The organism is Microbacterium sp. ARD31 (assembly GCF_031844425.1).
The window spans coordinates 1038312-1050991 of record NZ_JAUZVE010000001.1 but is presented as its reverse complement, the minus strand read 5'-3'; the positions used below and the strand labels follow the sequence as shown (position 1 = coordinate 1050991).

Sequence of the window (12680 nt, the reverse complement as noted above, 5' to 3'; positions counted from 1 at the left end):
TCAGCGCGCGTGCGCTGCCACACACGAAAGGTAGTGCCGGGAACGGGTCGGGGGCAACGCCCCGCGCCGCATGATGACGGGAGAGGACGTCCACTAGAGTGTGAGGACGCTGCACCGATCAGGAAGAAGGGTGGGAGCGTGCCCGAAGCCGTCACCTCGTCCCGCGTCGTCCCCTCCGGCGCGGGCCCCATCGAGGTGCGCTGGGCCGAGGTCACCCACCAGGGCCGCCGCCGCGAGAACAACCAGGATGCCGTGCTGTCGGCGTTCCCGCTCTTCGTCGTCGCCGACGGGATGGGCGGCCACATCGGGGGAGAGATCGCCAGCTCGCGCACGGTGGAGCGCCTCTCGGCTGCCGTCGACCGCGGCACGGTCTCGCCGGAGGCGATCGAGGACGCCCTCGAGCACGCGGTGGCCGACATCGCCTCGCACGCCGAGACGACCGACGACGGCACCGGCACGACGGTGACGGGTGTCTACCTCGACCTCACCGGTGCCGAGCCGACCTGGGTGACCCTCAACATCGGCGACTCCCGGGTGTACCTGCTCCGCGACGGCGCGCTCGCGCAGGTGACGACCGACCACTCCGTCGTCCAGGAGCTGATCGCCGCAGGCCGTCTCAGCCCGGAGGAGGCCGAGAATCACCCTTACGGCAACGTCATCACCCGGGCCGTCGGTCCGAGCGACGGGGTGGTGCCCGACTACGTGCGACTCGAGGTCGTCGACGGCGACCGCTTCGTGGTGTGCAGCGACGGACTCACGAAAGAGCTCACCGACTACGGCATCCTGCACTTCCTCCTGCAGAACCAGGACCCGGCTGCCGCGGTCGACGCGATGCTCGAGGCGGCGCTGGAGAACGGCGGCCGCGACAACGTGTCCATCATCGTCGTGAGCGCGCGGCACGTCCCGGCCGACGAGGACACCGCCACGGTCGAGATCTCCTCACCAGTGCGCCCCTGACGCGGATCGTCCACAGGACGTCCGTGCATCGGCCGCCGGACCGGGCCCTCCGCGCACAGTGGAGCGGTGTCCACCTACGCACCCGATGACCCCCTCGCGCTTCCCCGCCGTGCCGAGCCGGCACCGCGCCCGCCCCTCCCGCTCCTGACCGTCGTCGTACCGGTCGTCGGTGCGGGCGTGCTGTGGATGGTGACGGGGTCGGCCTACGCTCTGCTGTTCGCCGCCCTCGGCCCGCTCATCGCGATCGCCTCGGTCGCCGACGCGGCGCGCACCTCGAAACGGACGGCGAAGAAGGATGCCGCGGCGCTCCGCCGTCGGCTGGCGCAGGCGGAGGTCGACGTGGCGAACCGCCACGACGACGAGCGCGCCCAGCGTTGGGCGACGCATCCCGACGTCCCGCGCTTCCTCGCCCGCCCGGAATCGATCTGGCGCGTCGTCCCCGAGCGCGAGTCCATGCTCGTCGTCGGTTCGGGAGAGGACGTGAGTGCCCTGCGGACGACGGGCGGTGACGGGGACGACGCGTCGGCGGAGCTCCGCCGACGCGCGGCGCGGGTGGACGACGTGCCCGTCCTCGTGCCGCTCACGACGGGTGTCGCCGTGGTGGGGCCGCCGGCGCTGGCCGCCGCGGTCGCGCGCGCGCTCGCGTTGCAGGTGCTCCTGTGCCTCTCGCCCGGGCGCGTGCGTCTGAGCGACGCCGGTCCGTCATGGGCGGATGCCGCGCCCCACCGCGCCGCCGCGGTCGGGCCGCTCCTGCAGGTGCTCGAGGACGGCGGACTCGTCGGCGGCGGGGTCGACATCCCCATCGTCGTCGTGCCCGACGGCGCGCCGCCGCCGCCGCGGTGCGGGGCGGTCCTGCGGTTGACCGGGCCGACCCGGGCTCGGCTCGATCTCGACGGCCGGTCCCGTGACGTGACCGTGGACGTGCTCTCGGCGGCGCAGGCGGCGGATCTGGCCGGCCTCCTCGCCGATCGGGCGGAGCGCGCGCTCGGGCAGACCGCGGGGGACGTCCTGACCCTGCGCGAGACGCTGCGGCAGGCTCCGCCCGCCCGGCGCGGCGCACTGCCGGCGGCGTTCGGAAGCGCGGGCGGAGCGGCGGCGCCCGTCGACCTCGTGGCCGACGGCCCGCACGCGGTGGTCATCGGGATGACCGGGGCGGGCAAGAGCGAGCTGCTCACGTCGTGGGTCGTCTCGCTGTGCGCGGCGCACACGCCGTCGCAGCTGGGACTGCTGCTCGTGGACTTCAAGGGCGGCCGCACCTTCGACCATCTGGCACCTCTGCCGCACGTGACCGGTGTCCTCACCGATCTCGACGAGGCCACGACGCTGCGCGCCATCGAGAGCCTTCGCGCCGAGGTTCGCTTCCGGGAGCGCACCCTCGCGTCCCTCGGAGCGCGCGACGTCGACGAAGCGGGTGAGGGGCTCGGACGGCTCGTCATCGTGGTCGACGAGTACGCGGCGCTCGTGGCGGCGCACCCCCTGCTGCATGACGTGTTCGGTGATCTCGCCGCGCGCGGGCGGGCCCTCGGCATCCACCTCGTCCTCGCGGCGCAGCGCGCGAACGGCGTCTTCCGCGACGCCGTGCTCGCCAACGCCCCGCTCCGCATCGCGCTGCGGGTCGGCGATGCGACCGACTCCCGTGCGGTGCTGGGCGTCGACGACGCCGCGCGGCTCTCGGGACGAGCGGATGCCCGCGGCACGGCGCTTGTGCGACGATCCGGCGACGCGTCGCCGCAGCCGGTGCGGGTGGCTCTGTGCGATGCGACGGTGATCGCCGAGGCGGCGGCGAGGTACGAGGGCGAGAGCGCGCGACGCCCGTGGTTGCCGGCTCTTCCCGAGCGCATCCCGCTCGCCTCGGTCCGGCAGGCCGGCGTCGTCGTGCTCGGAACCGCCGACGAGCCCGAGCAGCAGCGCCAGCGCGCCGTGGTCTGGGACGAGCCGGCGCTCGCGGTGGTCGGCGGCCCGCGGAGCGGGAGGACGGGGGTGCTCCGGGCGATCGCCGCGCAGACGGAGACGCTCCTGGTGCCGGGGGATCCCGAGGGGGCGTGGGACGCACTGACGACCCTCGAGCTCGTGCCCGCCGGCACCACGGTGCTCGTGGACGACCTCGACGCCATGCTCGCCGCCCTGCCGGGGGAGTACGGCGCCGTCGCTGCCGAGTCGCTCGAGCAGGCCCTGCGCGGCGCGCGCCCCCGCGGCATCCGGATCGCCCTCACGACGCAGCGCGTCGGCGCCGGCGTTGGCCGGATCCTCGAGCTCGTGCCGCGGCGTCTCGTCCTCGGGACGGCCACGCGTGCCGACCACGTCGCCGCCGGCGGCGACGCGAGCGATCACCTGCCGGATCTGCCGCCGGGACGCGGACGGCTCGGGCGGACGCTCGTCCAGGTCGTTGACGCTGGCGCCCAAACCCTCTCCGTCGTCAGCGATCCGCCGCCCGTCTGGCAGCCCGGACGCCGGCCCGCGGCGGTCGTCGCGCCCGCCGGCGCGCGTCTGCGACGGCTCACGGCGGAGTGGGAACGCTGGGGAATCCCGGTGACACCCGTCGACGGGCAGGCGTCCCTGACGCGCGGCGGGGTCGTGATCGGCCCGCCCGACGCCTGGCTCGCCCAGTGGCGGCTGCTCGCCGAAGCGCGCGCGGACGCGGACCTCGTCATCGACGCCGCGTGCGCGGCGGAGTACCGCGCTCTCGTCGGGTCCCGCGACCTGCCGCCGTTCGTCGTCCCCGGTGCGGGTCGCGGCTGGTGGCACGTGCCCGATCGCCCGGTGCGGCGCGTCCTGATGGAGCGCGACTGAGCGGCGGGCTGCCGGGATCAGACGGTGGGACGGATGACGCCGACGTCCCTGCCGCCGCCGGTCACCGTCAGCGGCAGGTCGGCGAGGGTGCGCGCCACGTCCGCCGCCTGCAGGGCGCCGGCGCGGACGAGCAGCGTGAGCGCCGTCACGGCGCCCGCCCGGGTGCTGCCGTCGAGCATCTTCAGCACGGCGGTCGTGCCGTTCGGGGCGATCATGGCCATGACGCCCTCGGCGCCGTGCTTGGCGAACACGCCGAGGCGCTCCGTCACGATCGAGTCGGGCTGACCGGGGCCCTGGATCACCCACGGGTTCTCCCGGACGGCACGGACCAGGGTGCCCGCGCTCCGGTGCAGCGCGAACGGCGACTTCTCGGACGAGGCGCCGATGCGATGGAAGGCCCGGGCGAGGGCAGTGAGACTCATCGCGTGCACCGGGGCGCCGCATCCGTCCGTCGCCGTCGCCGTGATCTTCGTCCCGGTCAGGCGCTCGATGACCTCACGGGTGTGGATCTGCAGCGGATGCTGCGGGTCGAGGTAGGTCGTCGTGTCCCACCCGCTCGCTTGACAGGCCAGCAGCATCGCCGCGTGCTTGCCCGAGCAGTTCATCCGCACGCGCTGCGGCCCGATCAGCTCGCGGGTCATCTCGTCGCGCGCGGCCGGGTCGCCCGGCCACGCGGGCGGGCACTGCAGCGCATCCTCACCGAGACCGGCGGCGGTGAGGATGTCGGTGACGAGGGCCACGTGCCGGTCCGTGCCGGAGTGGCTGGCGGTCGCGACGGCGAGGTGCGGGCCCTCGAGGGTCGCCCCGGCCGAGACGCTCGCGAGCGCCTGCATCGGCTTCAGGGTCGAGCGGGGCAGGATCGGCGCCTCCACGGCACCCAGCGCCGAGACGACCCCGCCCTCGGGGTCGAGCACGATCGCCGAGCCCGCGTGACGGGACTCGATGAAACCGCTGCGTTCGACGACGGCGAGTTCGACGGCATCCGTCACGGCGAAGGTCTCAGGCACCCGTCCAGCCTAGCCAAGGCCCTCCCGCGCCCGCCCCGGCTGCGCGTGCGAGACTGGCCGCGTGCACGACGAACACCACTATCGCGTGAAGACCCTCTGGACGGGCGACCGGGGGAGCGGAACCAGCGGGTACCGCGACTACGACCGCGCCGTCACCGTGCAGGTCGAGGGCAAGCCCGACCTGCTCGCGTCGGCCGACAAGCCGTTCCGCGGCGACCCGACGCGCTGGAACCCCGAGGACCTGCTGCTCGCCGCCCTCTCGGAGTGCCACCTGCTGTCGTACCTGCACGCCTGCGTCACGGTGGGTGTCGTCGTGACCTCCTACGAGGACGACGCGACGGGCACGATGACGCTCGACGGCAGAGGAGGTGGCTCCTTCCGCGAGGTCACCCTGCGGCCGCGGGTGACGGTGGCGGATGCCGCGATGGTCCCCGCGGCGGAGGCCGCCCACCGGCAGGCGCGCGAGTGGTGCTTCATCGCGAACTCGGTGAACTTCCCCGTGCGCCACGAGGCCGTCGTGACCGTCAGCGACGTTCGTGCGGCAGGACCTGCTTGAGACGCTCGACCGGATTCTGCGCGGGCACCTCGTTGTACGAGCCGGCGAGCTCCTGACCCGAGAGCGCGTGGATCGCCGACATGATGTGGTCGGTGGCCTGGCGGCGGGCACGGCCCGACGACGCCGGACCGTGATGGGACAAATCCATCGGCTCGCCGTAGCGGATCGTCACCCGCGGCGACATGCGCGGCCACTTCGCGCCCACGGGCATCGCGTCGTTCGTGCCGACGATCCCCACCGGCACGACCTTCGCGCCGGTCTCCAGCGCGAGGAAGGCGACACCGGTGCGGCCCTTGTAGAGGCGTCCGTCGAGCGAGCGCGTGCCCTCGGGGTACAGCGCGATGGCCTTGCCGGACTCGAGGATGCGGCGCTGCTGGTCGAGGGCGTCGAGCGCGGCCTGGCCCGCCCCGCGCTGCACGGGGGTGGCGCCGAGGGCGCGGAAGAAGCGGTTGCTGAACCAGCCCTTGATTCCCGACCCGTCGAAGTAGCTCGACTTGGCCAGGAAGTAGACGGGCCGCGGCGCGAACAGCGGCAGCACGAACGAGTCGATGAAGCTCAGGTGATTGCTCGCGAGGATGATGGGGCCCGACCGCGGGATGTTGCCCACGCCCTCGATGCGGGGGCGGTAGATCAGCCGTGCCAACGGGCCGAAGCCCCAGCGCACGAGGTAGTAGAGGCCACCGGCACGCGCGAGTTCGTCGTCGGATGACCCGGCGGAGTTCTCGGGGGGAATCGGCGCTTCGGTCACCTGAAGAGGGTACTGCCAAACCCATGCGGGCCAGGACATGCCCCGGTGCATCGCGGCGCTCGGAACGCCGACTCACACCCGGGACAAAAGAAGGTGGGGGAGGATGGAGGCACTCCCCGTTTCTCTGTGAGGTCTACTCCGTGCGTCTTCGTCCCTTCGCCGCCCTGTCCGCTGTCGCCGTGACCGCGCTTCTGCTGACCGGATGCGGCTCCTCCGACACCGCCGCTCCGACGCCCACCGGCTCGGCGGCCGCAGATCTCTGCGACGCTGCTGCGAAGCCGGGCGAGGCATCCGATTCCGTCAAGGTCGACGGCACCGTCGGCTCGCCCTCCACCGCGACCTTCTCGACGCCGCTCGAGCCGAAGGAACTGCAGGTCACGGTGCTCGACGAGGGCGACGGCCCCGCCGTCGAGGCCGGCGAGTTCGTGTCGTACGCGATGACCGCGTACAGCGCCGAGGACGGCAAGGAGCTCGCCACGATCGGGTACGAGCCCGGCCAGTTCCTGCCCTCGCAGCTCTCGCCCGACACGGTTCTCGGTCAGGTCTTCGGATGCGGGCACGTCGGTAAGCGCGTCGTCGCCGCGTTCCCCGCCAGTGACACGGCGCAGGCCGAGGTCTACGTCCTCGACTTGCTCGGTACGGTGCCCACCGCGGCCTGGGGTGAGCCGCAGGCCGCCCCCGCCGGCTTCCCGACGGTCGAGCTCGCCGAGAACGGCGCGCCGAAGATCACGATCCCCGAGGGCGAGGAGCCCCCGACCCAGACCGAGGTCGCGACCATCAAGAAGGGCGACGGCTACACGGTCCAGAAGGGCGACTACGCCCTCATCCAGTACACCGGCGTCCGGTGGTCGAACGGCGAGACCTTCGACTCCACGTGGGACAAGGGATCGCCCATCGCCTACCCGACGACGAACTACGTCCAGGGCTTCCAGAAGGCGCTCGAGGGCCAGACCGTCGGGTCGCAGGTCCTCGTCGTGATCCCGCCCGCCGAAGGCTACGGCGAGGGCAAGATCAACGAGGCCGACCTGAAGGGCGAGACGATCGTCTTCGTCGTCGACATCCTCGGCGCGCAGACACCGGCGGCGGCTCCCGCGCAGTGACGGCGGCCCGGCCGAGCCGGTCCCCGCGGGTAGGGTGAAGCGCATGCGACGCATCCTGATCCTCGGTTCGACGGGCTCGATCGGGACGCAGGCGCTCGACGTCATCCGCGCGAACCGCGACCGCTTCGAGGTCGTCGGTCTCGCGGCGGGGCGGGATGCCGAGGGCCTCCGTCGTCAGGCGGAGGAGTTCGGCGTGGCCGCGACTGCGCTCGGGGCCGGCGGCGCCGAACGTCTCGTCCGCAGCGTCGAGGCCGACGTCGTCGTCAACGGGATCACCGGATCGGTCGGGCTCGGGCCGACGCTCGCGGTGCTCGAGACGGGCGCGGCGCTCGCGCTCGCCAACAAGGAGTCGCTCATCGTCGGCGGCGAGCTCGTCACCCGGCGGGCGGCCCCCGGCCAGATCGTCCCGGTCGATTCGGAGCACTCCGCGATCGCGCAGTGCCTGCGGTCGGGCGATGCGGGCGAGGTGCGCCGCCTCGTCCTGACTGCCAGCGGTGGCCCCTTCCGCGGGCGGAGCCGCGAGCAGCTGCGGGAGGTGACCCCCCGCGAGGCGCTCGCGCACCCCACCTGGGACATGGGGCGTGTCGTGACGACGAACTCGGCCACCCTCGTGAACAAGGGCCTCGAGGTCATCGAGGCGCACCTGCTGTTCGACGTCCCCTACGACCGCATCGACGTGACGGTCCACCCGCAGTCGATCGTGCACTCGATGGTCGAGTTCGTCGACGGGTCGACGATCGCGCAGGCGTCGCCGCCCGACATGCGGCTGCCGATCTCCCTCGCCCTCGACCACCCGCGCCGCGTCGCGGGGGTGGGTGCTCCGCTCGACTGGACGACGGCGTCGACGTGGACGTTCGAGCCGCTCGACGCGGCGGCCTTCCCGAGCGTCTCGCTCGCGAAGCAGGTCGGTGTCGCCGGGTCCACCTATCCCGCGGTGTTCAACGCCGCCAACGAGCAGGCCGTCGAGGCGTTCCACGACGGCGCGCTGCCGTTCCTGGGCATCGTCGACACGATCTCGCGCGTCGTCGACGCGCATGAGCCGCCCACGGAGCTGACGCGCGAGAGCCTCGCCGACGCCGAGCGCTGGGCGCGGACCACCGCGGACCGGCTCATCGCCGCCGGCTGAGGCTCCCTCGAGTCCCGACCCTCCCCGAACGTCAGGCGGGAACCGGCCATCCCGCGCGCCGCAGGGCGTCCGTCGCGGCGCCCTCGGCGTCGAACGGCGTGCGGACTCCCTGGATCTCGCGGTAGTGCTGGTGGCCCGGTCCCGCCCACAGGATGGCGTCGCCCTCGCCGACCAGCGAGACCGCCGTCGCGATGGCCTCCTCGGGCGGGGTGACCTCGTGGATGACGGCGTCCGGTCGCGCCGCGCGCGCCCCATCGACGAGCGCACGCCGGATGAGAGCGGGATCCTCCGAGCGGGGATGCTGGTCGGTCACGACGAGCACGTCGCTCCCGAGCGCCGCGACGGCGCCCATGTCGGCGCGCTTGGTGGTGTCGCGGTCGCCGTTGGCCCCGCACACCATGACGACCCGCCCGGGGGTGACCCGACGGACCGCGTCGAGGGTCTTCGCGAAGGCGTCGGGGGAGTGGCCGAAGTCCAGGTAGAGCGCCGGGCCGTCGGCGCCCGAGATCCGCTGGATGCGGCCGGGCAGGCGCGCGTCGATGGCGCGGTGGCCGATGAGGGCGGTCAGCGTCTCCCACTCCCAGCCCGCCTCGAGCAGCATGACGATCGCGAGGCCTGCGTTGGACGCCATGTGCGGACCGATCACCGGCACCGTCGTGGTGACCGAGCCCGCCGGGCCCGACAGCGTGAAGGTCGTGCCCTCGGGCGTCTCGGCGACGAGGTCGACGCGCCAGTCGGCGGCCGCCGTCGGGTCCTCCGCGATGGCGGCGGTCAGCACCGTCGTCACCGGGATGCCGGCACGCTCGGCGATCGCCTGTCCCGCCGGCTGGTCCACGCAGACCACCGCGCGGCGCGCGCGCTCGGGGGTGAACAGGGCCGCCTTGGCGGCGAGGTACTCGGTCATGTCGGCGTAGTCGTCGAGGTGATCGTGCGACAGGTTCGTGAACCCGGCGACGTCGAAGACGAGACCGTCGACGCGGTGCCGGGTGAGGGCCTGCGCGCTGACCTCGACCAGGATCGCCTGGACGTCCTTCTCGCGCATGAGTGCGATCAGGGCGTGCATCTCGGATGCCTCGGGGGTCGTCAGCCGTGAGGGGATGACTTCGCCCGCGATGTGGCGCTCCGCCGTCGACGACAGACCCGTCGTGACGCCGAGACCGTGCAGCATCCCCTCCATGAGGTGGGTGACGCTCGTCTTGCCGTTCGTCCCGGTGACGGCCAGGAGCGGCGGGAGGTCGGCATCCGCGCCCGTCCCGTAGACGAGTGCAGAGAGTCCGCCCAGGCGCGCCCGGGGGTCGTCGACGACGAGGACCGGGACGCGGACGTCCGCCAGGAGCGCCGCACCGTCGGCATCCGTCACCACGGCGACGGCGCCCTTCGCGATCGCGTCGGGCGCGAACTCCGCCCCGTGGCGATGTGCGCCGCGGACGGCGACGAACAACTCGCCCGCGCGCAGATCGGCGGTCGCGAGGGTCACACCGTGGACGGACACCCCCGCGAGGTCGCCCGACGCCGTCGCGCCGAGGTGGGCGGCGACGTCCTGCAGTGGCACGGCACGGGGGTGCGACGGCCGGAGGACGGGGGGAGGTGCGGAGGGGTTCTGCATGGTCCCTCCATCATCGCACCCGGCCTCCGGCCGGCCCGGGTCAGACCCGGCGTCGGTTCAGCAGGGCGACGACGAGTGCCGCGGCACCGAGCACGAGAGCGCCGCCCCCGAGCCAGGTCGCGACCGGGGCGCTCGCCGCGGCCTCCGCCTCGGGAGCAGCCCCGGCCTGGCCGTGGCCGTCGCCGTGCTCGGAGGTGCCCGCGGCCGACGCCGCAGCGACGGCCACGATCGGCGCGGGGGATTCGAGCTCCTCCGGGTCCTGACCGTCCTCGGCCACCTGCGTCCAGCCCGTCTCGCCCACCTCGCACCGCTGCGTCACGGGGAACGCGATGTCGGTGTCGCCCACGTCCGAGGAGAAGAGCGCGTCGAAGGATGCCGAGGCGGCGAAGCCGTCCTCGATCGGGGTGAGCGCGGTGTACGTCACCTGCGTCGGCGTGCCGTCGTCGCCGAGGACACGGCTGATCTTCCACACGCCGTCGACGACGGGGGTGACGTTGGCCACCCCCTCGGGGACGTCGAAGACGAGGGCCGTCGTGGGGGAGCCGTCGCACCCGTGGCTGAACGAGAAGTCCAGGCGCGACGTGGCGCCGGCGGCGGCACCGTCGGCGTGGACGTGGACGTGGGCGGATGCCGCCAGGGGGGCGGCGAGGACGAGGGCGCCGCCGAGGGCGATGCCGGTGAGGGTGAGCGCCGAACGGCGCGGGGAACGCGTGGTCATGAGTCGATGTCTCCCGAAGAGGTGTGCGGGGCGCGCCCGAGGGCAGGCCCGCGCGGAAAGGTGAGGAACGTGCCGCCGTGGACGGCCGGCTCAGCGGGGAGGTCCGCGGCGGGAGAGATCAGCGAGGGCGAGGCGGGGGCGGAGGCCCCGCGGCGTCGTGAGCGGAAGGGCCGGCGCGGGCCATCCGCCCGTCGGCGGGGCGACGACGGCGACGCGCAGGAGGGAGTGGATGCCGCGTGCCACGGCGCGCAGCATCCGTTCGCCGTGGCAGACCGCCACCGCGGTGACGACCGCGGCGAGGGCGTGGCCGGCGATCATCGCGCCGTCGACCGAGACGGTGCCCCCGGCGGTCGCGCCGAGCGCGAAGGCGGCGTGGTGATGGCCGGCGGGGGCGGCCGTCGGCTGGACGTCGCCGACGAGGGCGAAGGCCAAGTGGAGGAGCGCCTGCGCGGCGGCGACGGCGAGCCTCGTCCGGACGGCGGAGGGACGGGACCCCACGATCACGAGAGCGATCGGCCACGCGAGCAGCATCACGGTCGCGACGAGCCAGGGAGCGGGGGCGGTGCCCCCGCCGAGGGTGTGGGCGGCCGCCCCGGTCAGGGTCGCGACCGCAGCCGCCCCGCCCGCACGCACGACGCGCACGCGCCGCGAGTCGACGGGTCGGGGGATCACCCTCCCAACCTAGATCCGAGACGAGCCGCGATGACGGCGGCGACGTCATCGCCGCTTCATAGCGTCCGGGGGTAGCGTGTCGGCTCGTGACCGTACTCGCATTCATCATCGGCGTCGTCGTGCTGGTGGTCGGGCTCGCCGTGTCGATCGCCCTCCACGAGGTCGGACACCTCGCCCCCGCCAAGGCGTTCGGTGTCCGTGTGGGCCAGTACATGATCGGCTTCGGCCCGACCGTGTTCTCGCGCCGGGTCGGCGAGACCGAGTACGGCTTCAAGCTCCTGCCGCTCGGCGGTTACATCTCCATGGCGGGCATGTACCCGCCTTCGGCGGCGACCACGGGCGAGGGTGAGGACGCGCGGCCGCGCCGCCGCCGCCTGTTCGAGACGCTCATCCAGGACGCCCGCACGGCCAACGACGAGACGCTGCAGGGCGACGGTGCCGGGCGTGCCTTCTACCAGCTGCCGGTCTACAAGCGCGTCATCATCATGCTCGGCGGCCCCGCGATGAACCTCGTGCTCGCGATCATCCTCTTCGCGATCATGTTCTCCGGTATCGGCGTGCAGACGGCCACGACCACCGTCGCGTCGGTCAACGAGTGCGTCCTCCCGGCCGGCAGCACGCAGACCTCGTGCGCGGCGGACGATCCGGCCTCCCCGGCGGCGGCCGCCGGCATCCGTCCCGGTGACGTCCTCGTCTCGGTGGACGGCACCCCGGTCGACACCTTCGCCGAGGCGTCGGCGATCATCCAGAAGTCCCCGTACCGGCAGATCCCGGTCGTCGTCGAGCGCGGCGGCACGCGGCAGACGCTCGAGGTGACCCCGGTGCTCGCGACCCGCGAGATCGCGACGGCGGACGGCGGCACGACGACGGCCGAGGTCGGCTTCGTCGGGATGTCGGCGACCGTCGCGTTCGTGCCGCAGCCCATCTGGGACGGGCCGCAGGCGGCCCTCGCGCAGACCGGCCAGGTCGTGGGGATCATCTGGCAGCTCCCGGCCCGGGTCTACCAGACCGCCGTCGACACGATCACCGGCGCCGGTCGCGACCCGAACGGCCCCCTCTCCGTCGTCGGCGCCGGGCGACTCGCGGGCGAGGTCGCCGCGACCGAGACGCCGATCCTGAACCGCGTCTCGGGCATGCTCGCGCTGCTGGGTTCGCTCAACATCGCCCTGTTCGTGTTCAACCTCGTGCCGTTGCTCCCGCTCGACGGCGGCCACGTCGTCGTCGCGCTGTGGGACGGGCTCAAGCGCGTCTGGGCGCGGATGACCGGGCGCCGCGCGACGCGTCCGGTGGACGCGACGAAGCTCGTCCCGATCACCTACATCGTCGTGATCGGCCTGATCATCATGGGCGGCACCCTGATCCTCGCCGACATCGTCAACCCCGTGCAGCTGCTGGGCTGA

At 73.5% G+C, this 12680-nt stretch carries 11 protein-coding genes; 6 read left to right on the top strand and 5 right to left on the bottom strand.

Features of this window, described 5'->3' with window-relative positions:
* Window positions 1-138: 138 nt before the first annotated feature.
* Window positions 139-957 carry a PP2C family serine/threonine-protein phosphatase gene (locus tag Q9S36_RS05300; RefSeq protein ID WP_064001490.1) on the top strand — a complete coding sequence of 273 codons (819 nt, stop codon included), beginning with the start codon at window positions 139-141 and terminating at the stop codon, window positions 955-957.
* 66 nt (window positions 958-1023) lie between these two features.
* A complete protein-coding gene (locus tag Q9S36_RS05295; RefSeq protein WP_311284223.1) occupies window positions 1024-3747 on the top strand; it encodes an FtsK/SpoIIIE domain-containing protein in 2724 nt (907 codons plus the stop codon).
* A 17-nt stretch (window positions 3748-3764) separates the two neighbouring features.
* Here Q9S36_RS05295 and Q9S36_RS05290 read toward each other — a convergent pair whose 3' ends face one another.
* Entirely contained in the window at window positions 3765-4754 is a 990-nt protein-coding gene (locus Q9S36_RS05290; RefSeq protein WP_311284222.1) for an asparaginase, read from the bottom strand.
* A gap of 61 nt (window positions 4755-4815) precedes the next feature.
* On the opposite strand from Q9S36_RS05290, the gene Q9S36_RS05285 reads away from it, so the two are divergent.
* Window positions 4816-5310, top strand: coding sequence for an OsmC family protein (locus Q9S36_RS05285; protein WP_311284221.1), 495 nt, complete (start codon window positions 4816-4818; stop codon window positions 5308-5310).
* On the opposite strand, the gene Q9S36_RS05280 is transcribed toward Q9S36_RS05285, so the two are convergent.
* Window positions 5279-6058, bottom strand: coding sequence for a lysophospholipid acyltransferase family protein (locus Q9S36_RS05280; protein WP_217531184.1), 780 nt, complete (start codon window positions 6056-6058; stop codon window positions 5279-5281). The genes Q9S36_RS05285 and Q9S36_RS05280 overlap by 32 nt on opposite strands.
* A 140-nt stretch (window positions 6059-6198) precedes the next feature.
* Here Q9S36_RS05280 and Q9S36_RS05275 point away from each other — a divergent pair, with 140 nt between their 5' ends.
* A complete protein-coding gene (locus Q9S36_RS05275; RefSeq protein ID WP_311284220.1) occupies window positions 6199-7158 on the top strand; it encodes an FKBP-type peptidyl-prolyl cis-trans isomerase in 960 nt (319 codons plus the stop codon).
* A gap of 43 nt (window positions 7159-7201) precedes the next feature.
* On the top strand, window positions 7202-8284 hold the full coding sequence (gene dxr, locus Q9S36_RS05270; RefSeq protein ID WP_311284219.1) for a 1-deoxy-D-xylulose-5-phosphate reductoisomerase: 1083 nt from the start codon (window positions 7202-7204) through the stop codon (window positions 8282-8284).
* A 31-nt stretch (window positions 8285-8315) separates the two neighbouring features.
* Here dxr and Q9S36_RS05265 read toward each other — a convergent pair whose 3' ends face one another.
* The 3 genes from Q9S36_RS05265 to Q9S36_RS05255 form a co-directional block, all read right to left on the bottom strand.
* Window positions 8316-9890, bottom strand: coding sequence for a UDP-N-acetylmuramoyl-L-alanyl-D-glutamate--2,6-diaminopimelate ligase (locus Q9S36_RS05265; protein WP_311284218.1), 1575 nt, complete (start codon window positions 9888-9890; stop codon window positions 8316-8318).
* A 40-nt stretch (window positions 9891-9930) separates the two neighbouring features.
* Window positions 9931-10608 carry a DUF1775 domain-containing protein gene (locus Q9S36_RS05260; protein ID WP_311284217.1) on the bottom strand — a complete coding sequence of 226 codons (678 nt, stop codon included), beginning with the start codon at window positions 10606-10608 and terminating at the stop codon, window positions 9931-9933.
* 90 nt (window positions 10609-10698) lie between these two features.
* The gene (locus tag Q9S36_RS05255) at window positions 10699-11280 is read right to left on the bottom strand and encodes a hypothetical protein (RefSeq protein WP_311284216.1); all 582 of its coding nucleotides are present in this window, start codon (window positions 11278-11280) and stop codon (window positions 10699-10701) included.
* Window positions 11281-11366: 86 nt separating this feature from the next.
* On the opposite strand from Q9S36_RS05255, the gene Q9S36_RS05250 reads away from it, so the two are divergent.
* Complete coding sequence (locus Q9S36_RS05250) at window positions 11367-12680, top strand: site-2 protease family protein (RefSeq protein WP_311284215.1); 1314 nt, start codon at window positions 11367-11369, stop codon at window positions 12678-12680.